Origin of the sequence: Streptomyces monticola (assembly GCF_042665355.1) — a bacterium.
Classification (GTDB): domain Bacteria; phylum Actinomycetota; class Actinomycetes; order Streptomycetales; family Streptomycetaceae; genus Streptomyces; species Streptomyces monticola.
This window is the reverse complement of the sequence record NZ_JBHTCF010000004.1, coordinates 459,666-485,483: the sequence shown is the minus strand read 5'-3', so window position 1 is coordinate 485,483 and position 25,818 is coordinate 459,666. Positions and strand designations below refer to the sequence as shown.

21 protein-coding genes and 1 pseudogene are annotated in these 25,818 nt (G+C 69.9%); 8 read left to right on the top strand and 14 right to left on the bottom strand.

Annotated features, from left to right (window positions below; all coding sequences use genetic code 11):
• Positions 1 to 178: 178 nt before the first annotated feature.
• The gene (locus tag ACFQVC_RS13300; RefSeq protein ID WP_381830367.1) at positions 179 to 1,333 is read right to left on the bottom strand and encodes a winged helix DNA-binding domain-containing protein; all 1,155 of its coding nucleotides are present in this window, start codon (positions 1,331 to 1,333) and stop codon (positions 179 to 181) included.
• A 63-nt stretch (positions 1,334 to 1,396) separates the two neighbouring features.
• Here ACFQVC_RS13300 and ACFQVC_RS13295 point away from each other — a divergent pair, with 63 nt between their 5' ends.
• On the top strand, positions 1,397 to 1,834 hold the full coding sequence (locus ACFQVC_RS13295) for a winged helix-turn-helix transcriptional regulator (RefSeq protein WP_381830564.1): 438 nt from the start codon (positions 1,397 to 1,399) through the stop codon (positions 1,832 to 1,834).
• Positions 1,835 to 2,040: 206 nt separating this feature from the next.
• Positions 2,041 to 2,787, top strand: a complete 747-nt coding sequence (locus ACFQVC_RS13290; RefSeq protein WP_381830365.1) for a prepilin peptidase — start codon at positions 2,041 to 2,043, stop codon at positions 2,785 to 2,787.
• A 182-nt stretch (positions 2,788 to 2,969) separates the two neighbouring features.
• Here the strand turns inward: ACFQVC_RS13290 and mgrA are convergent, their stop codons facing one another.
• Entirely contained in the window at positions 2,970 to 4,007 is a 1,038-nt protein-coding gene (gene mgrA, locus ACFQVC_RS13285; RefSeq protein WP_381830363.1) for an L-glyceraldehyde 3-phosphate reductase, read from the bottom strand.
• Between the two features lie 129 nt (positions 4,008 to 4,136).
• On the opposite strand from mgrA, the gene ACFQVC_RS13280 reads away from it, so the two are divergent.
• The 4 genes from ACFQVC_RS13280 (at position 4,137) to ACFQVC_RS13265 (ending at position 9,188) form a co-directional block, all read left to right on the top strand.
• Entirely contained in the window at positions 4,137 to 4,898 is a 762-nt protein-coding gene (locus tag ACFQVC_RS13280) for an isoprenyl transferase (protein ID WP_381830361.1), read from the top strand.
• 318 nt (positions 4,899 to 5,216) lie between these two features.
• Positions 5,217 to 6,539, top strand: coding sequence for a PhoH family protein (locus ACFQVC_RS13275; protein ID WP_381830359.1), 1,323 nt, complete (start codon positions 5,217 to 5,219; stop codon positions 6,537 to 6,539).
• A gap of 406 nt (positions 6,540 to 6,945) precedes the next feature.
• Complete coding sequence (locus ACFQVC_RS13270; RefSeq protein WP_465270590.1) at positions 6,946 to 7,656, top strand: aggregation-promoting factor C-terminal-like domain-containing protein; 711 nt, start codon at positions 6,946 to 6,948, stop codon at positions 7,654 to 7,656.
• A gap of 149 nt (positions 7,657 to 7,805) precedes the next feature.
• Positions 7,806 to 9,188 (top strand): AI-2E family transporter, encoded by a 1,383-nt coding sequence (locus ACFQVC_RS13265; protein ID WP_381830355.1) that lies wholly within the window; start codon positions 7,806 to 7,808, stop codon positions 9,186 to 9,188.
• 80 nt (positions 9,189 to 9,268) lie between these two features.
• Here the strand turns inward: ACFQVC_RS13265 and ACFQVC_RS13260 are convergent, their stop codons facing one another.
• Together ACFQVC_RS13260 and ACFQVC_RS13255 are read right to left on the bottom strand one after the other, a co-directional pair.
• Positions 9,269 to 9,805 carry an alkyl hydroperoxide reductase gene (locus ACFQVC_RS13260; RefSeq protein WP_381830353.1) on the bottom strand — a complete coding sequence of 179 codons (537 nt, stop codon included), beginning with the start codon at positions 9,803 to 9,805 and terminating at the stop codon, positions 9,269 to 9,271.
• A gap of 11 nt (positions 9,806 to 9,816) precedes the next feature.
• Positions 9,817 to 10,371, bottom strand: coding sequence for a peroxiredoxin (locus tag ACFQVC_RS13255; RefSeq protein WP_381830351.1), 555 nt, complete (start codon positions 10,369 to 10,371; stop codon positions 9,817 to 9,819).
• A 132-nt stretch (positions 10,372 to 10,503) separates the two neighbouring features.
• On the opposite strand from ACFQVC_RS13255, the gene ACFQVC_RS13250 reads away from it, so the two are divergent.
• Positions 10,504 to 11,499: a LysR substrate-binding domain-containing protein gene (locus ACFQVC_RS13250; protein ID WP_381830349.1), complete on the top strand. Its 996-nt coding sequence runs from the start codon at positions 10,504 to 10,506 to the stop codon at positions 11,497 to 11,499.
• Positions 11,500 to 11,571: 72 nt separating this feature from the next.
• Here ACFQVC_RS13250 and ACFQVC_RS13245 read toward each other — a convergent pair whose 3' ends face one another.
• The 5 genes from ACFQVC_RS13245 to ACFQVC_RS13225 form a co-directional block, all read right to left on the bottom strand.
• On the bottom strand, positions 11,572 to 13,911 hold the full coding sequence (locus ACFQVC_RS13245; RefSeq protein WP_381830347.1) for an ABC transporter permease: 2,340 nt from the start codon (positions 13,909 to 13,911) through the stop codon (positions 11,572 to 11,574).
• On the bottom strand, positions 13,908 to 14,624 hold the full coding sequence (locus ACFQVC_RS13240) for an ABC transporter ATP-binding protein (RefSeq protein WP_381830345.1): 717 nt from the start codon (positions 14,622 to 14,624) through the stop codon (positions 13,908 to 13,910). Before ACFQVC_RS13240 ends, ACFQVC_RS13245 begins: the two co-directional genes overlap by 4 nt.
• The gene (locus tag ACFQVC_RS13235) at positions 14,621 to 15,145 is read right to left on the bottom strand and encodes a PadR family transcriptional regulator (protein ID WP_381830343.1); all 525 of its coding nucleotides are present in this window, start codon (positions 15,143 to 15,145) and stop codon (positions 14,621 to 14,623) included. Before ACFQVC_RS13235 ends, ACFQVC_RS13240 begins: the two co-directional genes overlap by 4 nt.
• Positions 15,146 to 15,301: 156 nt before the next feature.
• Positions 15,302 to 15,583 (bottom strand): type II toxin-antitoxin system antitoxin, encoded by a 282-nt coding sequence (locus ACFQVC_RS13230; RefSeq protein WP_381830341.1) that lies wholly within the window; start codon positions 15,581 to 15,583, stop codon positions 15,302 to 15,304.
• Positions 15,580 to 16,515 carry an SPFH domain-containing protein gene (locus ACFQVC_RS13225; protein WP_381830339.1) on the bottom strand — a complete coding sequence of 312 codons (936 nt, stop codon included), beginning with the start codon at positions 16,513 to 16,515 and terminating at the stop codon, positions 15,580 to 15,582. Before ACFQVC_RS13225 ends, ACFQVC_RS13230 begins: the two co-directional genes overlap by 4 nt.
• A 290-nt stretch (positions 16,516 to 16,805) precedes the next feature.
• On the opposite strand from ACFQVC_RS13225, the gene ACFQVC_RS13220 reads away from it, so the two are divergent.
• The gene (locus tag ACFQVC_RS13220) at positions 16,806 to 19,145 is read left to right on the top strand and encodes a transglycosylase domain-containing protein (RefSeq protein WP_381830337.1); all 2,340 of its coding nucleotides are present in this window, start codon (positions 16,806 to 16,808) and stop codon (positions 19,143 to 19,145) included.
• Positions 19,146 to 19,265: 120 nt separating this feature from the next.
• Here ACFQVC_RS13220 and ACFQVC_RS13215 read toward each other — a convergent pair whose 3' ends face one another.
• The 5 genes and pseudogenes from ACFQVC_RS13215 to ACFQVC_RS13195 all read right to left on the bottom strand — a co-directional run bounded on the left by ACFQVC_RS13215 (position 19,266) and on the right by ACFQVC_RS13195 (position 25,704).
• Positions 19,266 to 20,744 carry a catalase gene (locus ACFQVC_RS13215; protein ID WP_381830335.1) on the bottom strand — a complete coding sequence of 493 codons (1,479 nt, stop codon included), beginning with the start codon at positions 20,742 to 20,744 and terminating at the stop codon, positions 19,266 to 19,268.
• Between the two features lie 121 nt (positions 20,745 to 20,865).
• Entirely contained in the window at positions 20,866 to 23,010 is a 2,145-nt protein-coding gene (locus ACFQVC_RS13210; protein ID WP_417851979.1) for a SpoIIE family protein phosphatase, read from the bottom strand.
• Positions 23,011 to 23,120: 110 nt separating this feature from the next.
• Positions 23,121 to 23,309 (bottom strand): annotated as a pseudogene (locus tag ACFQVC_RS13205) (hypothetical protein); the annotation flags it as partial.
• A 192-nt stretch (positions 23,310 to 23,501) separates the two neighbouring features.
• Entirely contained in the window at positions 23,502 to 24,188 is a 687-nt protein-coding gene (gene fomD / locus ACFQVC_RS13200) for a cytidylyl-2-hydroxypropylphosphonate hydrolase (protein WP_381830331.1), read from the bottom strand.
• An 82-nt stretch (positions 24,189 to 24,270) separates the two neighbouring features.
• Positions 24,271 to 25,704 (bottom strand): class II fumarate hydratase, encoded by a 1,434-nt coding sequence (locus ACFQVC_RS13195; protein WP_381830329.1) that lies wholly within the window; start codon positions 25,702 to 25,704, stop codon positions 24,271 to 24,273.
• Positions 25,705 to 25,818: the final 114 nt, after the last annotated feature.

The window sequence follows — 25,818 nt, the reverse complement described above, 5'->3', positions numbered from 1 at the left end:
CCTCGGAGGGGGCGCCGGGTCCGGGCGATCCCCGTCCAGTTCCCTCGGAGGGGGCGCCGGGTCCGGGCGATCCCCGTCCAGTTTCCTCGGAGGGGGCGCCGGGTCTGGGCGATCCTCGTCCAGTTCCCTCGGAGGGGGCGCCGGGTCCGGGCGGACCCCGTCCCCTCCCCGCGCGGCCCTACGCGTGCGCCCCCACCGTCACCTCGCCCACCACCAACTCCGCCCGCGCCTCGACCACTTCTCCCACCCGCCGCACCTGCGCCTCAAGGTCGCGCAGCCGGGAGCCCGTGAGCCGGCGGCCGATGGACTCCACCGTCACCACCGCGCGGCGGCCCGAGCGGCGCAGATGCCAGACGCCGGCGACCGCGTCGTCCACGAGGAGGACCGGGTAGTTCCCCGCCTGCCCGCCGGCCAGGGCGCGTTCACGGGCGCGACCGGGGAACAGTCGCTCCCTCGGGTGGGACGCGATGCCGAACGCGTCGAAATACGGAAGCAGCCGCAACCCCCGCGCCGGCTCCGGCGGGAACTCCGTGTCCCCGGCGGCCACCCACGCCTCGGCCCCGTCGAAGACGACCCGCTCGATCCGCTCGCCCTGCGCGGCGAACAGCCGGACCGCCCAACCCGGGGGAGCGGCGAGCCACTTGGCGAAGGACTGCGGTGTCGCCGGACCGTAGGCGCGCAGATAGCGGCGTACCAGCTCGGCGAGCGCCTCGTCCCCGGGCAGCGGTGCGGCCACCGGCGGCCGGGTGTACGTCACCTTGCGCCCCCGGTTCGGGCCGAAGCAGAGCGCGCCGCGGTGGGCGGCGAGGTGCGTGACGGTGCGCCAGCGCGGCCACATCCCCTGGAACGCGGGCATCTTCAGCTCCCCGGCCCAGGGGCCGGTGCGCTCGACGACCGCCTCGGTCAGCTCGTCGACGGTCAGAAAGGCACCGTCAAGGGCGTCCGCGACGGCCGCGACCACCTGCTCGGTCTGCTCCGCGTCGAGTCGTACGCCCTCGGGATGCGGGGAAGGTCCCGTGGGCAGCGCCGACAACGCGCCCGTCCACAGCGGCAGTTCGGCGCTCGGCAGCAGATGCACCGTGCCACGCGGCCCGTACGTCTTGGTCAGCGCCTCCGCATCCCACAGTGCCGCCCGTACATCCGCCCGGTCCGCGCTCTCGTGCCGCAGACACAGGGAGAGTTCGGCGGCGGACAGCACCTGGGCGTGCGCGCCGAGCATGGCCCCCGCCGTGAGCGCCAGGTCGGCGGGCGCCGAACCCTTTGCCGGTGCGGTGAGCGACTGGCGTTCCAGGCGCCGGGAATGAGCGGCGGTCCATGTGACGCTGAGATTCATCGCGTCAGTATCGAACAGCGGTGTCGTGGAAGCGAGGAGCCTGCGGTGGCCAGAGCCAGGGGAATGTACGTGTGCGGAATCGACGCGGCGGTCGATGTCGTCGGCGGCAAGTGGAAGCCGATGATCCTGTGGGCCCTGTACGAGCACGGCACGCTCCGCTTCGGCCGGCTCAGGCGCGAACTGGACGGTGTCACCGAGAAGGTCCTCGTCCAGCAGCTCAAGGAGATGGAGGCCGACGGCATCGTGCACCGCGAGGTCTACCGCGAAGTGCCGCCCCGGGTCGAGTACTCGATGACGGAGCTCGGCCGGAAGCTCAACACGGCCCTGATGCCGCTCGGTGAGTGGGGCGACACCTTCATGGAGCAGATCGTCGCCAACAAGAAGCGGGCCGCCGAAGAGGCGGCAGTCAAAGACAGCCAGAAGGACGGCCCGGTCCGCCCGGTCCGCCCGGTCCGCCGGGCCACCACGACCGCCAAGACCGTCCGCCCGTACGCCACATAGACGGCCAAATCCGGGCAACTAACCCTCTTCGATTCCGCATTGTTATCGGAACCGGTCGATCCTCATGTAGGGATCACGTAAGTTCAGACCAAGGCTAATTCGCGCAGGCAAATCCGCGCGATGCGGCACCGTGCAGTGGAGGGGGCTGCGCGGTGCCGCCTGCCTCTCTCTTACCCAGTGCGGTCACCGCGCCATAAGGTCGGCCCGTGCCCGCGCTGCTCACCGCCCTCGCCGCCGTCTACGGCGCGCTCGCCGGACTCCTCGTCCCGCGCGCCGCCCACCGGCTCGCGGTCGCCCCCGACGAGCCCTGGCGCGACACCTGCCCCGGCGGCCATCCGCTCACCGGCCCCGCGGGCGGCTGGATAGGCACCGCCCGCTGCGCCGACTGCACGGCGCCCGCGGCAAGTTGGTTCGGCCCGCGGACCCCGCACCTCGCCGCCGTCACCGCGCTCCTGTGCGCCGCCCTGGCCGCCGCCGCGGGGCTGCGGCCCGAACTCGCCGTCTGGCTGGCCCTCGCGCCCTTCGGTGTACTGCTCGCCGTCGTCGATCTCGCCGTGCACCGGCTGCCCGACGTCCTCACCCTGCCGCTCGCCGCCGCGGCCCTCGCCCTGCTCGGCGTCGCCGCGGCCCTGGACGGGGCGGCCGGCTCCTGGACCGGCGCCCTGCTCGGCGGCCTCGCCCTCGGCTCGACGTACTTGCTGCTCTTCCTCGCCCGCCCCAGCGGCATGGGCTTCGGCGACGTCAAGCTGGCGATCGTCCTCGGGGTAACTCTTGGGTGGTACGGCTGGGGGGTGCTCGTTCTGGGCTTCTTCGCCGGTGTCCTCTACGGCGGCGGATACGCCCTCGCCCTTGTCCTGCGGGGCCGCGCGGGCCGCAAGACGGCCATGCCCCTCGGCCCCTGCATGCTCGCCGGAACCGTCACCGGCCTGTTGCTCGGTGGCTTCGGAGCGTAGTTGTGGCACGCCGATGCACACGGCATCCCTTACGAAGGGTTATGGTGGAAACCCCCCCTCGGGCCGGTCCGTCTCCCCCCCCACGGACCGGCCCGTTTTTTTGTGCCCGCGCCAGGGTCCGGGTTGTGCCCGTGTCAGGGCCCCGGCTGTACGCGCACCCAGGGCCCCGTGCGACCCGGTGCCTACTTGCGTCCGGCCCAGATGTTCGTGCCCGGAGTCGACACCGCGAAGGTGTCGATCTCGGCCAGCTCCTCATCGGTGAGCTTCGCCCCGCTGAGCGCCGCCACGTTCTCCTCCAGCTGCTTCACGCTGGACGCACCGATCAGCGCCGACGTCATCCGCTCGTCCCGCAGCACCCAGTTCAGGGCCAGCTGCGCGAGGGACTGGCCGCGCCGGGCGGCGATGTCGTTCAGTCCGTTGAGGCGCCGTACGACCTCGTCGCTCAGCAGGTTCGGGTCGAGGGACTTGCCCTGCGTGGCACGCGAACCCTCCGGGATGCCGTTCAGGTACTTGCCGGTGAGCAGGCCCTGGGCGAGCGGCACGAAGGAGATACAGCCCATGCCCGACTCTTCGAGGACGTCGAGGAGGGCGTCGTCCTCGGTCCAGCGGTTGATCATCGAGTACGACGGCTGGTGAATAAGGGGACGCACCCCCATCTCCTTGAGGATCCGCACCGCCTCACGCGTCTGCTCGCTGGTGTAGGAGGAGACGCCCACGTACAGCGCCTTGCCCTGCTGCACCGCCGAGGCCAGGGCGCCCATGGTCTCTTCCAGCGGGGTGTCCGGGTCGAAGCGGTGCGAGTAGAAGATGTCGACGTAGTCCACGCCCATCCGCCGCAGCGAATTGTCGAGCGACGACAGCAGGTACTTGCGCGAACCCCACTCGCCGTACGGGCCGGGGTGCATCAGATAGCCGGCCTTCGTGGACAGCACCAGCTCGTCGCGGTACGGAGCGAAGTCCTGCTTGAGCAGCTTGCCGAAGTTCAGCTCCGCCGAGCCGGCCGGCGGTCCGTAGTTGTTCGCCAGGTCGAAGTGGGTCACACCCAGGTCGAAGGCGCGGCGCAGGATCGCCCGCTGGCTGTCCAGGCCCTTGTCGTCGCCGAAGTTGTGCCACAGGCCGAGCGAGATCGCGGGCAGCTTCAGTCCGGAGCGGCCGGTGCGCCGGTACTCCATCTCGTCGTAACGGTCCCCGGTGGCGCGGTACACGCGGTTGTCGTTCATGGGTAAGAAGCTACCTTCAGCGCGCCCGCGCCCCTGGACAGAGACCTTTGGACAGAGACATTGGCGTACGGCGGTAAGGTGCTGCCTTCGGGGGCCGCATCTGCCATCTGCACGGAGGGGCTGAAGAGAGTGAACCTGCGCGACCTGGTGTACGGGCTATACGCCCGCCGGGTGGAAGGACGCCTCGACCACTCCGCTGTGCCCAAGCACATCGGCGTCATCATGGACGGCAACCGGCGCTGGGCCAAGGCGGCGGGCAGCACGACCGCGCAGGGCCACCAGGCCGGAGCCGAGAAGATCTCCGAATTCCTCGGCTGGTGCTCCGAGACCGATGTCGAGGTCGTCACCCTCTGGCTGCTCTCCACGGACAACTTCGACCGCCCGCAGGACGAGCTCGGCCCGCTCCTCGGCATCATCGAGAACGTGGTGCGCACCCTCGCCGGTGACGGCCGCTGGCGCGTCCACCACGTCGGTACGCCGGACATCCTGCCCGCGCAGATGCAGAACGCGCTGAAGGAGGCAGAGGAGTCCACGGCCCACGTCGACGGAATAGTGGTCAACGTCGCGGTCGGCTACGGCGGCCGCCAGGAGATCGCCGACGCGGTGCGCTCCATGCTCATCGACCACGCCGACAAGGGCACCTCCATGGAGACCCTCGCCGAGATCGTCGACACCGACCTGATCGGCCGCCACCTCTACACCAGCGACCAGCCCGACCCGGACCTCGTCATCCGCACCAGCGGTGAGCAGCGTCTGTCCGGGTTCATGTTGTGGCAGACGGCGCACTCGGAGTACTACTTCTGCGAAGTCTTCTGGCCCGCCTTCCGCAAGGTGGACTTCCTGCGTGCCCTGCGCGACTACGCGGCACGGCACCGGCGTTACGGCTCCTGAGCCGCACGTATCCCCCCTGGCACACGAACCCCCGGTGACCGATGTCACCGGGGGTTCATCAACGCGTCGTCATATGCCATTGCATGGCTTCGCGTGTTCGAGGGAATATCCCTTCCAGATCGACACCCGCACCAAGGGTGTCGCTCTCAGCGGGCGGCATGGGGCTGCCCGCCCGGGAGGCCCTTTGCACCAGAAGGCCCGTACTCCGTACGGACTCGTGGAGGGCCGGTGCTCGGCCCGCGCAAGGTGGCCCGAGCCCGGTCCAGTCCCCCGCGACGCCGTCGCTCCCCGACCTCATCCGAGGGGGTACGTCCTTCCGTGGTGACCAGCACAAAGCGCCGCATGCCCGACAGGCGCACCTATGTTCTCGACACCAGCGTGCTGCTGGCCGACCCGAACGCCCTGAACCGCTTCGACGAACACGAAGTCGTGCTCCCGATCGTGGTGGTCACGGAACTCGAGGCCAAAAGGCATCACCCCGAACTCGGCTACTTCGCCCGGCAGGCCCTGCGCATGCTGGACGACTGCCGCATCAGGTACGGGCGGCTCGACGCCCCCATCCCGATCGGCGAGTTGGGCGGAACGCTGCGCGTCGAGCTCAACCACTCGGATCCCGGCGTGCTTCCGGCCGGCTATCGACTGGGGGACAACGACTCACGGATTCTCGCGGTGGCCCGCAATCTGCAGGCGGAGGGGTACGACGTCACGGTCGTCTCCAAGGATCTGCCGCTGCGGATCAAGGCCTCGTCGGTGGGCCTGCTCGCCGAGGAGTACCGGGCGGAACTCGCGATCACGGATTCCGGCTGGACCGGAATGTCCGAACTCGCCTTGTCCGGGGAGCAGGTGGACCTGCTCTTCGAGCAGGACACTCTGTACGCCCCCGAGGCGGCGGACCTGCCCGTGCACACGGGCCTGACCCTGCAGTCGGAGAAGGGCAAGGCGCTCGGGCGTGTGACGCCCGAGGGCAATGTCCGGCTCGTCCGCGGGGATCGTGAGGCCTTCGGTATCAAGGGCCGCAGCGCCGAGCAGCGCATCGCCCTCGATCTGCTCCTCGATCCGGACATCGGCATCGTGTCGATGGGCGGCCGGGCCGGCACCGGAAAGTCCGCGCTCGCGCTGTGCGCGGGCCTGGACGCGGTGCTCGAACGCAGGCAGCACCAGAAGGTGATGGTCTTCCGGCCGCTGTACGCGGTGGGCGGGCAGGAGCTCGGCTATCTGCCCGGCACCGAGGCCGAGAAGATGGGCCCGTGGGCGCAGGCGGTCTTCGACACCCTCTCGGCGGTCACGTCCCGCGAGGTGATCGAGGAGGTCACGGCGCGCGGCATGCTGGAAGTGCTGCCGCTCACCCATATCCGGGGCCGCTCGCTGCACGACGCGTTCGTGATCGTGGACGAGGCTCAATCCCTGGAGCGGAACGTCCTCTTGACCGTTCTGTCCAGGATCGGGGCGAACTCCCGTGTCGTCCTGACCCATGACGTCGCCCAGCGCGACAACCTCAGGGTCGGGCGGTACGACGGGGTCGTCGCCGTCGTCGAGAAGCTGAAGGGGCATCCGCTGTTCGCGCATATCACGCTGACGCGCTCGGAGCGTTCGCAGATCGCGGCGCTTGTGACCGAAATGCTGGAGGACGGCCACATCTGAGCCCTCTGCGGAAAATGCAGTAGCTACGCGGTAGTTGGCGCCGCCCGGCGAGCCGAAGAGCTTAGCCGGGCGGCGTCGTGCCGTACGCGCATTTCCTCAAAACTCCCGGGGCAAACGGGGTGTGAGCTTTCACACGCAACGGAGAATTGCTTCGCGGCGTCCGGTTCCGGCAGAGTCGTGGTCCTGTCAGGCCCCGCATGCGGCACTTGCGTACCCCCAGCGGTACGGCACCACAGAACTTCATAGAGACCGCCGTATGCCACCCACTTCACGGGAGGCCACTTCCACAGGGGAGTTGTCGCCCAGGGTCCGTGCCGCCCGTGACCACGTATCAATGGGCGGCCAGTGCAAGGGGCACGATTGCGCCCGAAAGGTCACCGACCGGGCGATGCTGGAAGGAATGCATGTGAGCCGGATTTCGGTCCGGGGATTCGCGGTGGCTTCGGCCACGGCGGTCACCACTGTCGGCGCCGTCGTGGGCGTTGCCTCGGGCAACACCCAGCCCTCCAACGACATGGAGGCCACGGCTGCGTCCGGCGAAGGGACGCTCCTCGCAGACATACCCGCGGGTCAGCAGGCGGATGTACAGACCGCATCCCTGGCTCAGCAGGCCGACGCACAGGCAGCCGCCGCCGACACCGCCGCGCAGAAGTCCGCGGAAGAGTCGGCTCGTAAGCAGGCCGCCGAGGACGCCGTCGCCAAGAAGGAAGCCGCGGAGAAGAAGATCGCGGAGGAGAAGGCAGCCGAGAAGCGGGAGGCCGAACTCAAGGCCAGCCGCTCCGAAGCACGCGCCGACGCCTCGGACATCGCGACGCAGAGCTCGTACTCCATCGCGGAGACCCAGGCGATCGCCCGCCAGATGATCCCCGCGGACCAGTTCCAGTGCTTCAGCAACATCGTGGACCACGAGTCCGGCTGGAACTACAAGGCCTCCAACCCGTCTTCCGGTGCCTACGGCCTCGTCCAGGCACTGCCGGGTTCCAAGATGGCCTCCGCCGGCTCCGACTGGCAGACCAACCCGGCCACACAGATCAAGTGGGGCCTGAACTACATGAACGACCGGTACGGCAGCCCCTGCGGTGCCTGGGACTTCTGGCAGGCCAACAACTGGTACTGAGGTACCGGCGTTTCGTCTGACGCTCAACTTCGTGGAGCCCTCCACCGTCCTACGGTGGGGGGCTCCGCGCGTGTACGGTCATCCAGACGGGCTGTGTGTGAAGCCCTGATCCGGGGGGACCGGTGTCGGTGGGGGACGAAGGAAGAGTCATGTCGAGAGTGCCAGGGTGGCTGGGCCGGGTGGGCTCCGGGCTCACCCGGATGGGAGAGCGGTTGGACGAGCGCCGCGCCGCCGCGGAGCGGGAGCCGGACGGGGCTCCGTATGCGACTTCGTCCACGGATGCGGAGCCCGACGGATCCGGGACCTCCGAGGCCTCGTCGTCCGCCGCCCCGCGCGATCACGTCCCCGCGCCCCCCGCCTACGCTCCCGCCGTCGCCGCCAAGGCCGAGCCGGTGGCCGCCGTGCCCTGGGGACTCCGGGTCGCGGCCGAGGCCGGCTGGCGGCTGCTCGTACTGGCGGGTGCGCTCTGGGTGTTGGCGAAGGCCATCACCTCGGTGCAGCTCGTCGTCATGGCGTTCCTGGCCGCGCTCCTCATCACCGCCCTGCTCCAGCCCACCGTCGCCCGGCTGCGCAACCTCGGGCTGCCCCGGGGCCTCGCGACCGCGGTCACCTTCATCGCGGGCTTCGTCATCATGGGCCTGGTCGGCTGGTTCGTGGTCTGGCAGGTGATGGAGAACATCGACACCCTCTCGGACAAGGTCCAGGAGGGCATCGACGAACTCCAGAAGTGGCTCCTCGAAAGCCCCTTCCATGTCACCGAGGACCAGATCAGGGATATCGCGAAGAACCTTCGGGACGCCGTCGGCACCAACACCGAAGAGATCACCACGGCGGGCCTCGAAGGCGTCACGGTGATGGTGGAGATCCTCACCGGCATCCTGCTCGCGATGTTCTCCACGCTCTTCCTGCTCTACGACGGCAAGCGGATCTGGAACTGGGTCCTGAAGCTGGTGCCCGCGCAGGCGAGGCCCGGAGTGGCGGGCGCGGGGCCGAAGGCGTGGCGCACGCTGACGGCCTATGTGCGCGGCACGGTGATAGTGGCTCTGATCGACGCGATCTTCATCGGCATCGGGATCTACTTCCTGGACGTCCCGATGGCCGTCCCGCTCGCCGTCTTCATCTTCCTGTTCGCCTTCATCCCCCTGGTGGGCGCCGTCATCTCGGGCGCGCTCGCGGTGGTCGTCGCCCTGGTGACGCAGGGGGTCTTCACGGCCCTGATGGCGCTGATCGTGGTGCTCGCGGTCCAGCAGATCGAGGGCCATGTCCTGCAGCCGTTCATCCTCGGCCGCGCGGTCCGCGTCCACCCCCTCGCCGTCGTCCTGTCCGTCGCGGCCGGCGGCATGGTCGGCGGCATCGGGGGAGCGGTGGTGGCGGTGCCGCTGGTCGCGGTGGCGAACACCGTGGTCGGCTACTTGCGCGCGTACTCGCAGGAACAGGCCCTGCGCCAGTCACCGGCTCCGCACGGCGCGACGGCGATCGAGGTCGCGCCGGTGGATCCGCCGCCCGTGTCCTCGCCGCCGTCGAATTCCTAGTCCCCTCCCCGCCCGCATGGCGACGGCCCCCACCCGGACGAACCGGATGGGGGCCGTAACAGTCAAGCGCGCAGGGCGACTTACTCCGAGGCGAGAACCGCCTCCGCGTCCAGCGTCGCGCCGACCGCCTGCAGGACCGCGGCGATCTTGACCGCTTCCTGGACCGTCTCGCGGTCGACGCCGGCCTTGCGCAGCACCTGCTCGTGCGAGTCGAGGCACTGGCCGCAGCCGTTGATCGCGGAGACCGCGAGGGACCACAGCTCGAAGTCGACCTTCTCGACACCGGGGTTGCCGATGACGTTCATCCGCAGACCGGCCCGCATCGTGCCGTACTCCGGGTCGGAGAGCAGATGACGCGTCCGGTAGAAGACGTTGTTCATCGCCATGATCGCGGCAGCGGACTTCGCCGCGGTGTACGCCTCGGGCGACAGCTGCGCCTTGGCCTCCGGCTCCAGCTCACGCAGTACCCGCGGGGAGCGGGAGGCGATCGCGCAGGCGAGCACCGTGCCCCACAGCTGCTGCTGCGGCAGGCCGCTGTTGCCGATCACCGAACCGAGGTTCAGCTTCAGGTCCTTGGCGTAGTCCGGTATGGCGGACTTCAGTTCATCGAGTGCCATGTCGGATCCGCTCACTCACCGGCGAGGAGCTTGACCGGGTCGAGGGTGTCCTCGCCGGAAGTCCAGTTGCAGGGGCAGAGCTCGTCGGTCTGCAGGGCGTCGAGGACCCGCAGGACCTCCTTGGGGTTACGGCCCACGGAACCGGCGGTCACCATCGAGAACTGGATCTCGTTGTTCTGGTCGACGATGAAGACGGCGCGCTGCGCGAAGCCGTCCTCGCCCTCGACGCCGCAGTCGCGCATGAGCTCGTGCTTGGAGTCCGCGAGCATCGGGAAGGGCAGGTCACGCAGGTCGGCGTGGTCCTTGCGCCAGGCGTGGTGGACGAACTCCGAGTCGCCGGAGACGCCGAGGATCTGGGCGTCGCGGTCGGCGAACTCCTCGTTCAGCTTGCCGAAGGCGGCGATCTCGGTGGGGCAGACGAACGTGAAGTCCTTCGGCCAGAAGAACACCACGCGCCACTTGCCCTCGTAGGACTTGTGGTTGATCTGCTCGAACTCCTTGCCGCTCTCCAGCGACACACAGGCAGTCAGGTCGTACGTGGGGAACTGGTCACCGACAGTGAGCACGCGCTCTCCTTGCGAGGAAGGAAGTCCCTTTTAGGGGATTTCCAGGGGGTTGGACGGATTCAGATCTTGGCACAGAGTGCATTGATCGCGGAAATAGCTAGACTCGGTTGTGGTGATCGGAGGTGCTTATCAGTGGCCAGTAATAAGGGGAGCGCGGGCGGCAAGGGGCCCGGCGGCAAGCGAAGCGGGCGGCAGCCCAGCCTCGCCCAGCTGCGCGCCTTCGCCGCCGTGGCCGAGCATCTGCACTTCCGGGACGCGGCCGCCGCGATCGGTATGAGCCAGCCCGCGCTGTCCGGCGCCGTCTCCGCACTCGAGGACGTCCTCGGCGTACGCCTCCTGGAGCGCACCACCCGCAAGGTGCTGCTCTCGCCCGCGGGGGAGCGGCTCGCGGTGCGCGCCAAGGTCGTGCTCGAAGCGGTCGGCGAGCTGATCGAGGAGGCCGAGGCGGTACGCGGGCCCTTCACCGGAGCACTCAGGCTCGGGGTGATCCCGACGGTGGCGCCGTATCTGCTGCCGACGGTGCTGCGCCTCGTCCACGACCGCTATCCGGACCTCGATCTGCAGGTGCACGAGGAGCAGACCTCCTCGCTCGTCGACGGGCTGCTCGCGGGCCGCCTCGATCTGCTGCTGCTCGCCGTGCCGCTCGGCGTGCCCGGAGTGACCGAACTGCCGCTGTTCGACGAGGACTTCGTGCTCGTGACCCCGCTCGACCACTGGCTCGGCGGTCGCGAGGGCATCCCGCGCGAGGCGCTGCGCGAGCTGAATCTGCTGCTTCTGGACGAGGGGCACTGCCTGCGGGACCAGGCGCTCGACATCTGCCGGGAGGCGGGGCGCGGGGATCTACCGGTGACGACGACCGCGGCGGGTCTGTCCACGCTCGTACAACTCGTCGCCGGCGGGCTCGGTGTGACGCTGCTGCCGCGGACGGCGGTCAAGGTCGAGAGCAGCCGCTCCAGCCAGCTGCTCACGGGCTACTTCGCGGACCCGGCCCCGACGCGCCGGATCGCCCTCGCCATGCGGACGGGGGCGGCCAGAGCCGGGGAGTACGAGGAGCTGGCGGGGGCGCTGCGGGGGGCGATGCGGGGACTGCCGGTGCGGATGGTGCCGTCACCACTCGCACCGGCTTGATCCCCGTTCCGGCTTGCCCCCCCCGCACCGGCGTGACCTCCGCACCGGCGTGTCCCCCCGCACCGCGGATCGCTACTCCGTGCGCAGCCCGTCCGGCCGCATCATCCTCAGCAGCGGCGGCAGGCTGAGCAGGGTGACGAGCAGGACAACTCCCGCGCCCACGCCGGTCATCGCGACCACGGAGGCCCAGTCGACCGTCACCGCCCGGCCGGCCATCTTCAGGAGCACCGCGCCGAGCGCGAGCCCCACCACGACAGAGAGCAGCAGGCCGAGGGCGATGGGAACCGCCGTCTGCCAGAACACCGAGGCGCTCAGTGTGCGGCGCCGCGTGCCGAACGCGATCAGTGCGGAGAGGAGCTTCCTGCGCTCCCGCAGCTGCTCCAGCTGGGAGACGAGCAGGCTCACCCCGATCAGGAGCAGCACACAGGACGCGCCCGCGAACAGGCCCGTGCGGAGCTGCGCGAAGCGGTCCGTCTGCTTGCTCGCCGCGAGGGTGAACACGCTGACCAGCGGCCCTGTCTGCGCGGCGGCGTTGCGGACGTACTCCTGTGCGTTCGGCACCGACTTGTCGGTCTTGACGAAGAGTTCGCCGTGGCGCTCCATACCGGACACGGCCGGAAACGCCTTCGGGGTGATGAGGACGCCGCCGATCATGTTGCCGAGCGGGTCCTCGCGCACCTTGGCCCGCTTCAGGTCCGACGGCAGCTTCCAGGGCACCGCCTTGCCGGGGCCGCCGTTGTATCGCGGGTCCAGATACAGCGTGCGGCCGGGCCGGATCAGCTTCTCGGTGTCGGTGTCGTAGGGCGCGCCGAGGGAGGCGAAGACATCGCCGTCGCGGCACGAGGGCAGGTGGGCGACCTCGCGCAGAGCGGCGCAGCTGCCGACGGTGACGGCGGCGGACCGGTCCGGGTCCGCTCTGCCGTCGCCCGCGTCGAGCCGGGTGAAGGGCGGTGTCACCTCGGTGACGCCCTTGGTGGTGGCCAGCTTGCGTTCCGCCTTGGCGGCCAGCTCGGCGGTTTCGGCGGACGGCGGCACGCTGATGCTCATATGCGCCCGCGTCACGTCCTGCCCGGTGCTACGGGTGTAGCCGCTCTCGACCCCGGAGAACAGCATCTGCAGCGCGATCGCACCGGCCACCGCCACCGCGATGCCGTTGACCATCCGGGCCGCGGTCCCGCTGCTCAACTGCAGCCGCCTGACGGCCAGTTGCCAGGACACGCTGCCGCCGCCGAGCCGGGCGACGGTGAACTCCACGAGCCAGGGGAGCAGCGCCGTGACACCGACGAGGAGCAGCACCACACCGGCGGTGACCATCCACTGGTTGAAGTCGCCGTTGTCGTTGCCCTGCCCGATCATCGGAGCGAGCAGGCCGAGACCGGCGAGCGGCAGCACGAGCCGCCACCACAGCCTGCGGCGCGAGGGCTTGGCGGTGCGGACCACTCCGAGCGGTTCGATGACGACGCTGCGCAGCGCGAACAGCGTCACGCCCACCGCGGCCGCCGGCACCGCGACCGCCACGAGCAGCGCCAGGGCGGGTGCCGGGTCGAGGTCCTGCGGGAAGACGCTGAGCCGGTACAGCTCGACACCTCCCGCCAACTGCCGTGCCACGGCGAACAGTCCGGCGCCCACGACCAGGCCGAGCAGCGCACCGGCGAGCGCCTCGCCCGCCGCGACCCGGCGCGCCATCCGGGCGTCCGCGCCGACCAGGCGCAACGCGGCGAGCCTGCGGTCGCGCCGCTCGCCGCCGAACCGCACCGCCGTGGCGATGAACACGCCCACGGGCATGAGCAGCACCACGAAGACGACGAGGGTGAGCAGGAGCAGCACCGGGTCGAGGGCCTCGGACGGCTGGTCGGTGCCGAACTTCTCGATGCGCTCGACGGGGTACGCGGAGGGCTTCAGATGGTCCGCGCCCTTGTAGAACACCAGCTCCTTCGATCCGATCAGACCGTCGTCGCCGATCGTGCCGACGACCTTCGCGTCGATCCGCTCGCGCAGGAGCCTGCCGTCGTCGGACTTGAGGAGTTCGCCGAGCGCGGGCGAGACGAGCACCTCGCCGGGCTTCGGATACGCGGAAACCCCGGGCGGCAGCGGTGCGTTGGGGCCCTCGGGCTGATAGAGGCGGCCGCGGATGTCCTGGTCGTGGAAGACGGTGTCGACGCTGGCGACGACCAGGGTGCGGTCCGTCCTGGGCGGCGGTGTGGCGCTGAAGGTCACGTCCGTACGGGCGTCTGCGCGGGCTTCGCGGGCGGTGAGGGCGCTCGGTACGGCCGTGGTGACCAGCAGCAGCGCGACGCCGAGACCGACGCCGACCGCGGTGAGCGCGGTGCGCACCCAGGCCTCGCGGCCCCCGGTGACGGCGAACCGGACACCGAGCCCCAGATCCCGCGCCCATGCCCGGAACCCGCTCATACGGCGCGCTCCATGTCACGGGACTTTCCGTCGCGTACGACGATCTCGCGGTCCGAGTAGGCGGCGACCCGGGTCTCGTGGGTGACGAGCACGACGGCGGCGTTGGTGGCGCGCGCGGCCTCGGTGAGCAGCTCCATGACGCGCTCGCCGTTGAGGGAGTCGAGGGCGCCGGTCGGCTCGTCCGCGAACAGCACGCGCGGGCTCGTCACCAGGGCGCGGGCCACGGCGACGCGCTGGCCCTGGCCGCCCGAGACCTCGCCGGGCCGCTTGCGCGCCAGGTCGGCGACCTCGAGCCGCTCCATCCAGTGCAGCGCGGTCTTCTCGGCGTCCTTGCGCTTGGCGCCGGTCAGACGCAGCGGAAGGGCGACGTTCTCGACACAGCTCAACTCGGGGACCAGCTGCCCGAACTGGAAGACGAAGCCGAACTCGCTGCGCCGCAGGGCGCTGCGCTCGGTGTCGCTCATCGCGCTCAGCTCGCGGCCGTTGTACGTGATGGTGCCCGAGTCAGGGGTGACGATCCCGGCGAGGCAGTGCAGGAGCGTCGACTTGCCGGAGCCGGAGGGGCCCATGACGGCGACGATCTCGCCCGGGTGGATGGAGAAGTCCGCCCCGTCCAGGGCGTTGGTGGGTCCGTACGCCTTGCGCAGGTCGTCCGCTATGAGCAGGGACCCCGCGGGCGCGGGCCGGTTCGTCCTGTCGGTGGCGGTACTCATGCGCCGACCGCCTTTCCGAGCTTGTCGAGACGGGCGGCGGTCAGTTCGAGCCACCGCAGATCGGCCTCGAGGTGGAACAGCGCGTGATCGCAGATCAGCTGGTCGGCGAGGTCGCCCTTGCGCTTGCGGTCCGTGAGGATGCGCATCATCCGCAGATGCTCGGCGCGCTGCGTATCGAGCAGGTCGGCGGCGTCGCGGCCGGTGAGCAGGGCGAGGACGACCTTGGTGTAGAGGGTCGAGGTGAGATAGGGGTCGGGCTTCTCGGGCGTCGCGAGCCACTGCTGCACGTCGGTGATGCCGGCTTCGGTGATGGCGTAGCGCTTGCGCTCCGGCCCGTCGCCGGCCTCTATCCCGTCGACCTCGACGAGGCCGTTCTTCAGGAGGCGGGACATGGTCGAGTAGACCTGCCCGTAGTGCAGAGGCTTGTCGTGACCGAACTTCTCGTCGAAGGCCCGCTTGAGGTCATAGCCATGGCGGGGGCCGGATTCGAGGAGGCCGAGGAGGGTGTGACCGATGGACATGACTGTGACTGTACACGGTGTGTATACGTGGGGTGTATACCTCCTGTGTATAGCTGGCCCGCAAGCGCCGGAGGGGCTGAAAAATCAGCCCCTCCGGCGCTTGAGGAGCGGGGTCTGGGGCGGAGCCCCAGATACGGGAAGGGGCGGGACCGGGGACTACTCCCGCTCCGGAGCGCCCGACTTCGGCGGCCGCCCCCTGCGAGGCAGAGGCCCCGCCTCACCGGGCAGCCGCCCCGCCTCCGCCAGCGCCCGCCGCAGCAGAAACTCGATCTGCGCGTTCGCCGAGCGCAGCTCGTCCCCGGCCCACCGCGCCAACGCGTCGTACACCAGAGGATCGAGCCGCAACAGCACCTGCTTCCGCTGCTGCTGCGGCCGCCGCTTCCGCTCCGGCCCCGGTTCCCGCTCCGGTTCCCGCCCCGGCGCGGCCTCCTCGCTCACTGGTACAGGGACCCCGTGTTGAGGACCGGCTGCGCCGCACGGTCACCGCACAGGACCACCATCAGGTTGGACACCATGGCCGCCTTGCGCTCGGAGTCGAGCTCGACGATGTCCTGCTCGGTGATCCGGGCGAGCGCGGCCTCCACCATGCCGACGGCGCCGTCCACGATCTGCCTCCGCGCGGCGACCACCGCACCGGCCTGCTGCCGCTGCAGCATCGCCGACGCGATCTCCGGTGCGTACGCGAGATGCGTGAAGCGGGACTCGATGATCTTCACCCCGGCCGCCTCCACGCGCGCGTGCAGCTCGATCGCCAGCTTCTCGGTGATCTCCTCGGCGTTGCCGCGCAGGGACAGGCCCTCCTCGTCGTGCGCGTCATAGGGGTACTCGATGGCGATATGGCGGACGGCCGCCTCGGTCTGCGTCGAGACGAACTCGAGGAAGTCGTCCACCTCGAAGATGGCCTGCGCGGTGTCCTCGACCTTCCATACGACGACCGAGGCGAGCTCGATGGGGTTGCCGTAGGCGTCGTTGACCTTGAGGACGGCGGTCTCGTGGTTGCGTACCCGAGTCGAGATCTTGGTCCGTGAGGTCAGCGGGTTCACCCAGCGCAGACCGTCCGTGCGGATCGTGCCGCGGTAGCGCCCGAAGAGCTGGACGACCCGGGCCTCGCCCGGCGCCACCATGTTCAGACCGCACATCGCGAGGAACGCGGCGATCGCGATCAGGATGCCGAGGGTGATCATCGTGGCCTTGAGGCCGGCCGCGCCCACGGCGGTGGCGGCGACCACGAGGCCGACGCCGCCCACCAGGCCGACGAGGCCGAGCAGCAGGGCGAGACCGCCGCCGATGGACTGCGCGGCGAACTCGCGGACGCCGGGCTCGGGCATCTCGGGCATCTCCGGCGCGGTGTCTTCCGTCTTGCTTGGCATGTGCTTCCCCGTTTCTGCTCCGACTGCTCTCATTGCTTTCGCTGGTTTAGCAAAGTGATAGCACTTTAGCCGGAAAGCGGAGCCGCCGCCAACCCGGGCGCAGGTCCGTTGCCAAGCCTCCACATGCCCCACGAGCAACCCTTTGCCCTACGTATGAGTCGGTTCCCTAGGGACAGGTGCTGATTGTCACGTCCGGAAAAGACCGGATCGGCAGGCCTTTGTCCGCATGGCCGGTGTTAGCTTCGTGAGCTGACCCCGGGGGGAGCCGACTTGACTGGAGCAACGGAGTAATGGGCCGAGCGGAAGCGAGACGAGCGCGACAGCGCGGCGGGGCACGCCGGGCGTCGGCGCGGTCGCAGTCCGAGGGCATACGTCCCCGTGGCGCCCGCCGGGCGGCCAGAAGCCGTGGCGGCATACGCCGCTTCTTCACCTGGAAGAGGGTGCTCGGCACCCTCTTCGGTCTCTGTCTTCTCACCATGGGCGGCTTCATCGCCCTGTACCTGCTGGTCCCGGTGCCGGACGCGAACGCGCAGGCGGAGCAGCAGAGCAACGTCTACAAGTACAGCGACGGCACGGTCATCACCCGCACCGGTGAGATCAACCGCGAGATCGTCGGCCTCGACCGGGTGCCCAAGGACGTCCAGGAGACGTTCGTGGCCGCGGAGAACAAGTCCTTCTACAAGGACCAGGGCGTCGACTTCAAGGGCACGGCCCGCGGAGTCCTCAACACCCTCACCGGCAAGGGCAAGCAGGGTGGCTCGACCATCACCCAGCAGTACGTCAAGAACTACTACCTGAACCAGGACCAGACGGTCACCCGCAAGCTCAAGGAGCTGGTGATCTCCCTCAAGGTGGACCGTCAGAAGTCCAAGGACGAGATCCTCGCGGGCTATATCAACACCAGCTACTACGGCCGCGGCGCCTACGGCATCCAGGCCGCAGCCCAGGCCTACTACGGTATCGACGCCGACAAGCTGAACGTCTCGCAGGGCGCCTATCTCGCGGCGCTGCTCCAGGCACCGAGCCAGTACGACTGGACGGCCGCTTCGGACGACAGCAAGAAGCTGGTCACGGCTCGCTGGAACTACGTACTCGACAACATGGTCGAGGAAGGCTGGCTCGACCAGGGCAAGCGCGCCGGGCTCAAGTTCGAGAAGCCGGACAGGCCCAAGGCCGAGGCGGGCAAGGCGGGCCAGGCCGGCTATCTGGTGGACGCGGCCGACGACCAGATCGTGCGCGAGCTGGTCAAGCGCGGCGACACCAGGGAAGACGCCATCGCCAAGGTGAAGGCGGGCGGCTGGACCGTCACCCTGAACGTCCAGCCGAAGAAGCAGAAGTCGCTCGAGCAGGCGGTGAAGAAGCAGCTCGGCGAGAAGCTGGACAGCAAGGAGCGGAAGGTCGACGCGGCCGTGCAGGCCGGAGCCGTCTCCGTGGACCCGAAGTCGGGCAAGGTCGTCGCGCTCTACGGCGGCGAGGACTACGCCAAGCACTATCTGTCCAACGCCACCCGCCGTGACTACCAGCCGGGCTCCACCTTCAAGCCGGTGATCCTCGCCGCGGCCCTGGAGAACGGCGCAAAGACGCAGGACGGCCAGACCATCAGGGCGGGCACGATCTACGACGGCACCAGCGGCCGTCCCGTCAAGGGCGGCGAGAAGGCCTACGCCCCGCCGAACGAAGGCAAGAAGGACTACGGCCCGATCAGCGTCCAGAAGGGCATGGACAACTCGGTCAACTCGGTGTTCGCACAGATGGGCGCCGACGTGGGCATGGACAAGGTGGCGCAGACCGCGTCCGACCTCGGCATGCAGAAGATCACCACCGACCCGGCGATGACGCTCGGCTCGATGGGGTCGAGCCCGATGGACATGGCGGGGGTCTACTCGACCCTCGACAACCACGGCAAGAAGGTCACCCCGTCCATCCTGAAGACCGCCGAACACAAGGACCGCGAGGAGATCGAGCCGGAGTCCATCGGCGACCAGGTCATCAAGCGGGAGACCGCGGACTCGGTGACCTCGGTCCTGCAGGGCGTCGTCAACGACGGCACGGGCTCGGTGGTGAACGACGGCAAGTACGCCGGGAAGTACGAGGCCGCGGGCAAGACCGGTACCTCCGACAACAACGTGTCGGCCTGGTTCGCGGGCTACACCCCCGAAATGGTCACCGTGGTGGGCATGTTCGGGGAGGCGCCCGAGGGCGGCGGCGATCTGAAGCGCCCGGACAAGACGCCCGCGGGCACCGGCGACCATGTCTCGCTCGCCGGCGCGGGCGGCGACGGCAAGATCCACGGCAGTGGCTTCCCGTCCCGGATCTGGGCGGCGTACACCCTCGGTGCCCTGAACGGCGGCTCGGACGCGCAGTTCGACCTGGACACGGACATGGGCGCGGGCGTGGCACCCACACCGACGCCGACCCGCACGCAGACACCGACCACGCCGCCGGCCACCGAGAAGCCGACGACGGAGCCGCCCACGACGGAGCCGCCGACGACACAGCCGCCGACGACCACCGCGCCGCCGACGACGCAGCCGCCGACCGGTGACCCGACCGGCGATCCGACCGGTCCGGAGGAACCGACACCGTCCTTCAGCATCCCGGAGAACCCCCAACGGCCCGGCCGGCACTGAGCGGTCGCGTACGCGAGGACGGGACCTGAGCGGTCACAAATGGCGAAGGCGCCCGGAGCAGCTGCTCCGGGCGCCTTCGCCGTTCCCGCCGTTGATTCGCCGTTCCCGCCGTCGAGGGGATCAGCCGCCGCTCACCTTCGCCGCGATCCGGTCGCCGGTCTCCTTGTCGATGTTGCGCCAGTACGTCAGCGCACGCTCCAGCACGGCCTGTGACACACCCTGCGACAGATGCCCGCTGACGTTCGACACGAGCCGCTCGCGCTCCGCGTCGTCCAGTACCTGGCGGACCATCGTGCCCGGCTGGCCCCAGTCGTCGTCCTCGGAGTGCAGCCGGTACGCCTCGCGCACCATCTCGCCCGCCGTCTGCCAGCCCGCGGGCTCACCGAAGGACTGCGCGGCCGCCGCGGGACCGCCGTAGGAGTTCGGCGCGTACACGGCGCCGACCTGAGCCGGCTCGAACCGCATCGGGCCGTCCTTGGAGTACGAACGCACGGCCGAGCGCGGCCGGTTGGGCGGCAGCTGCGTGTAGTTGGGGCCGATCCGGTAGCGGTGGGTGTCGGGGTACGAGAAGAGCCGGCCGAGGAGCATCTTGTCCGGGGACGGGCCGATGCCCGGCACCAGGTTCGAGGGCTCGAAGGCGGCCTGCTCGATATGGACGAAGAAGTCGTCCGGGTTCTTGTCGAGCCGCATCCTGCCGACCTCGATCAGCGGGTAGTCGCCGTGCGGCCACACCTTGGTCAGGTCGAAGGGGTTGAAGCGGTAGTCGGGGGCGTCGTCGAAGGGCATGACCTGTACGTGCATCGTCCAGGTCGGCGCGTCCCCGGACGCGATCGAGTCGAACAGGTCACGGCGGTGGAAGTCGCCGTCGGAGCCCGCCAGTTGGTCCGCCTCGTCCTGGGTGAGGAACTCGATGCCCTGGTCGGTCTTGAGGTGGTACTTGACCCAGAACTTCTCGCCGCCGCCGTTGATCCACATATAGGTGTGCGAGGAGTACCCGTTCATGTGGCGGTACGTCTTCGGGATGCCGCGGTCGCCCATCAGCCACGTCACCTGGTGCGCGGACTCGGGGGAGAGGGTCCAGAAGTCCCACTGCATGTCGTGGTCGCGCAGACCGCTGTCGGGGCGGCGCTTCTGGGAGCGGATGAAGTCCTGGAACTTGATCGGGTCCCGTACGAAGAAGACCGGGGTGTTATTGCCCACCAGATCGTAATTGCCGTGCTCCGTATAGAACTTGAGCGCGAAGCCGCGGGGGTCGCGCCAGGTGTCGGGGGAGCCCTGCTCACCCGCGACGGTCGAGAAGCGCGCGAGCATCTCGGTGCGCTTGCCCGGCCGGAACAGGTCGGCCTTGGTGAACTGGCTTACGTCATTGGTCACTTCGAAGGTGCCGTAGGCCCCGGAGCCCTTGGCGTGCACCACCCGCTCGGGGACCCGTTCACGGTTGAACTGGGCCATCTTCTCGATGAGGTAGTGATCCTGGAGCAGGATCGGGCCGGTGGAGCCGACGGTGAGCGAATGCTCGTCGCTCTCCACCGGAATGCCCGCGTTGGTCGTGGTGTACGGGACCTTCTGCGGCTGCTCGGTCACGATGCGTCCTCCCATCACAAGGCGAGGTCGGATCAGGTCGCTTCGTTCACCGTGCCAGTCAACGCCGCATCCGGGACATCAGCAACATTTTGGACGCGGTCCACCCGCAGTGTCATAACGGACTTCCCGCGGAGCGCTAGCTGCGGTTCAGCTCGAACCACACGACCTTGCCGGTGGAAAGCCGGGTCGCGCCCCACCGCCGTGCCATCCGGTTGACCAGATAGAGGCCGCGCCCGCCCTCGTCCGTGGCCCGCGCCTGCCTCAGGCGCGGCAGCTGCGGTACGTCGTCGCCGACTTCGCAGCGCAGGACGTCGGTGCGCAGCAGCCGCAGCGTGATCGGCCGTGAGGCATAGCGCACCGCGTTCGTGACGACCTCGCTGACGAGGAGCTCCACGGAGTCGGTGAGGTCCTCGAGGCCCCAGCGGGCGAGTGCCCTGCGGGCAAGCCGCCTGGCCCGTCCCGGTGCAGAGTCCTCCGGCTCCAGGTACCAGTACGCGACATCGCTCGGCGCGATCCCGTCGAAGCGGGCGGCGAGCAGCGCGATGTCGTCGTCGCGGTCGCCGGGGCCGAGCATGTCGAGCACCTCGTCACAGAGCGCTTCCAGCGGCGGCGAGTGGTCGGAGCCCGTCAACTGGGCGGTGGCGGCGAGACGTTCCCGCAGTTGCTCGATGCCGGTCCACACGTCGCGCAGCCGGGACTCGACGAGGCCGTCGGTGTAGAGCAGGAGCGTGGCGCCGGCGGGGGCGTCGAGTTCCACGGCTTCGAAGTCGACACCGCCGACGCCGATGGGGGCGCCCGCGGGCACCCGGAGCACCTCGGCGCGGCCGCCGATGTGCAGGAGCACGGGCGGCGGGTGGCCGGCGTTGGCGATGGTGATGCGGTGGGCCACCGGGTCGTAGACCGCGTACAGGCAGGTGGCCATGCGGTCGGTGCCGAGGCGCTGGGCCTGTTCGTCGAGGTGGTGCAGGACTTCCTGCGGCGGCAGATCGAGGCCCGCGAGGGTCTGCGCGGTGGTGCGCAGCTGGCCCATGATGGCCGCCGATGTCATGGAGTGGCCCATGACATCGCCCACGACCAGGGCGACCCGGCTGCCGGGCAGCGGGATCGCGTCGTACCAGTCGCCGCCGACCCGGGCTGTCTCGGCCGCGGGCAGATAGCGGCTGGCGAGCCGCACCCCGGTGGGCTGCGGCAGGGTCTCGGGCAGCATGGTGCGCTGCAGCTCGTCGGCGATATAGGCCTCGCGGCCGTAGAGGACCGCCTTGTCGATGCCGAGCGCGGTGTGGGTGGCCAGCTGGGCCGCGACCAGGAGGTCGTCCTGCTCGAAGGCGGCCCGGTCGGGCCGGCGCAGGAACACCGCGGCGCCGATCACCCGGCGCCGGCCGCGCAGCGGAGCGAGGATCGCGCGCCGCCCGTTGGGCACCGCCCGGTCCTCGCCGAGCAGTTCGGGCAGCGCGGCACGGGCCGCCGGTGCGTCCGCGAAGACGGGACGCACTCCCCGGAGCACCTCGGCGAGCGCACCGCCGGTGCGGACCTCGCACAGCTCGGCGGCGGGCGCGAGGTCGGGCTGCACCGGCAGCGCGGGCAGCAGCTGGCCGCTCTCGGCGCCGGTGTCCGACGTGTCGTCGGCGTTCTCGGGTATCCGGTCGGTACGGCGCAGCCGCAGCACGACAGGGCCCACGGGCCGCTCGTCGCCCACGGGAAGCGGGTCGCGCAGATAGACGAGGATGGCGTCGGCGAAGGTCGGCACCGTCGCCCGGCACAGGCCCATCACGATCTCGTCGAGGTCTATGCCGCGGGCGATCCGCCGGGTCGCGGCCCCCACGAAGCGCAGCCGGTCGGCCTCGCGCCGTGAGTTTCCAGGCCCCGGTGCGGGCAGCGTGGGCGGAGCGGGCTCGCGCGGGCCGCCGGGCGGCAGCGCGGCGCCGCCCGCGCCGTGCTCGGTCCCTGCCTCGGGGTGGTCGGCGGCGGTGCGGCCGGCGCCGGTGTGCCCGGCGGGGGCCGCGTCCGCGCCGCGCCGGGTGCTGTGGTCCGCGCCGGTGGGCTGCATGGGCACTCCCCGTCCGATGTCGGTGGGCGGGGTCTCGGGACGGGGCCGGTGGCCCTCGTCCCCGGAGGCGTCCGCGGGCGCGGGCTGGCTGTGCTCCGCATCGTCGTCGGGCCGGCCCTTCGCCGGTAAGGCGGCCGCGGCACGCACGCTTCCCTGCGAACCGAGCGGCTCACGGGACTCACGGGGCTCACAGGACTCGCGGGGTGCACGGGAGTCGCGGGACTCCGGCTCCACGGTCTCGGCCGGATCCGGGGTACGCAGCAGCGCCCCGCGGGGGTCCGCGGGGGCGTTCGGCCGGGCAGCTCGGGGCGGCTGCCTGCCTTCGTGCGAGGTGGGATGCTCCGTCACGCGTTTCGAATCCGTCCGTCCGGGGCTGCGCGGTACTCGGGTGGTACGGGGGTGCTCGCCGGAGCGTACGCGTACGGGTCCTCCCCGGCGATCCCCTGACCCGCGGCGCCCGCGACCTGGCGCAGTTCGGCCTGCCGGTAACCCGATACCCGGATTGTGTGTCCCAGGAACGGAATTGCCGTGTCCGCAGCACCGGGTCCGGCCACTGCCCGCTGATGCCTCTCGCTCACGTCCCTGCCGCCCCTCGGTGACGTACGGTCAAGAGCCCCGAGAGCCTGGTCGGTTGCTCCCGTGCCCCAGCCGCATCCCTGGCCGCACCGTTGCACACGGCGCGGACGACGATCCTACGTTTGGACCATGGGGGCGCAGCAAGGGTCTCATGGGGACACATGCGCGGGCGTACGATCCCAGTCCGCCGGAAGCGCCGGCACCTTCCACGCCGGATCCGGGCGCCAGTGCGCCCATCCGTCGGCGAACGGCGAGCCCCAGGCCTTGATCACCTCAACTGCCGCGCGGCCCGCGTTCCGTACCGCCCGCGCCTTGTCCGGGCTCATCAGGCCCGCCCGCTGAGCCTGCGCGAACTCGTCCTCGTCGCGCCAGTGCCAACTGCGGTCCGGGTGCACGGAGATGTCCAGAAAGTGATCCTCGGAGTCGACGCCGCCGGCCCAGCGGGCGCGCGGCTCCTCGAGGTTCACGTACCAGTTCTTGAACCGCCAGCCCGGTTCCCAGAACAGCCATACCGACCATGGCTCATCGGGACGCGCGAGCTTCAGGACGCCGGTGCCGAACCAGCGGTCGCGCTGGGTGGTGCGGGGTTTGGTGTACCGGGTCGCCAAGGGTTCCTGATGCACCGGGGTGCCGTCCGCGAGCAACGGCTTCACGCATTCCGTGCCCGGGGCCATCCATACGGCGAGCAGGTCTTCGCTGTCCTTTACGACGGTGACGGGGCGGCAGATATGGAAATCGGGCCCGGCGTTCTCCCGGTACCGCCACAGGATGTGGGTGCCCGGCGACCAGTATCCGGTGCCGTTCAGGCTGCTCCGTGCCCTCGTCGAATCTGTCATGCACAGATATTAGTCGCCGGGTTGTTTCCGTAACCGGACCCGCGACGGGCCGCTGATGTCACAGCGGCCCGGGCCCCGGCGCCTACGGGCGCGTCATGCGCAGTACGTCGAGCGCATCGTCCAGCTGCTGCTCCGACAGATCGCCCCGCTCCACATATCCGCCCTCCAGCACGACCTGACGAATCGTCTTCCGCTCCGCGAGCGCCCGCTTGGCGACCTTCGCCGCCTCCTCGTACCCGATGTACTTGTTCAGCGGTGTCACGACGGACGGCGAGGACTCCGCGTACTCCCGCGCCCGCTCGGCATTGGCGGTGATCCCGTCGATCGTGCGGTCGGCGAGCAGCCGGGTCGCATTCGCGAGCAGCCGAATGGATTCGAGCACATTCTTCGCGAGTACCGGCAGCATCACATTCAACTCGAAGTTGCCCGCGGCCCCGGCCGCCGCAACTGTCGCGTCATTTCCGGTCACTTGGGCCGCGACCATGAGAACGGCCTCGGGAATCACCGGATTGACCTTGCCCGGCATGATCGACGAACCCGGCTGCAGATCGGGCAGATTGATTTCGGCGAGCCCGGTGCGGGGCCCGGAGGCCATCCAGCGCAGATCGTTGGCGATCTTCGTGAGGCCGACCGCCACGACCCGCAGCTGTCCGCTGGCCTCCACGAGACCGTCCCTCGCCCCCTGCGCCTCGAAGTGGTCGCGCGCCTCGGTGAGCGGCAGGCCCGTGGCCCGCGCCACCTCCGCGATCACGGCCGCCGAGAAGCCGGGCGGCGTGTTGATGCCGGTGCCCACCGCCGTGCCGCCGAGCGGGAGTTCGGCCAGGCGCGGCAGGCTGGACCGCAGCCGCTGCACGCCGTAGCGCACCTGTGCCGCGTAGCCGCCGAACTCCTGGCCCAGGGTCACCGGGGTGGCGTCCATGAGGTGCGTGCGGCCGGACTTCACGACCTGCGCGAACTCCTCGGACTTGCGCTCCAGGGCCGCCGCCAGGTGCTCAAGGGCCGGGATCAGATCCCGGGTCACGGCGGCCGTCGCCGCGATGTGGATCGAGGACGGGAAGACGTCGTTGGACGACTGGGAGGCGTTCACATGGTCGTTGGGGTGCACGTCACGGCCCAGGCGCTCCGTGGCGAGCGTGGCGAGGACCTCGTTGGTGTTCATGTTCGACGAGGTGCCGGAGCCGGTCTGGAAGACATCCACGGGGAAGTGCTCGTCCCAGCGGCCGTCGGCGACCTCCGCGGCAGCCGACTGGATCGCCTCGGCGATGTCCTTGTCGAGTACGTCGAGTTCCGCGTTGACCTTGGCGGCGGCGCCCTTGATATGGGCCAGGGCCTCGATGTGGGCGCGCTCGATGCGCTGCCCCGAGATCGGGAAGTTCTCCACGGCGCGCTGGGTCTGGGCCCGCCACTTGGCGTCCGCGGGGACCCGCACCTCGCCCATGGAGTCGTGCTCGACGCGGTACCTGCCGCGGTCGGTGCCGTCCGTACCGCCCGTGCCGCTCGTGCCGTCCGTCGCCATGATCTCCGTACCTCCGCTTACGTCCTGAAAACTTGAGCGTTTGTCTTGTTCCGCGTATTCCCAAGTCGCCTACCCGCCAGTAAATACCGGGAGCACCACTGAAATCGGGGAGGC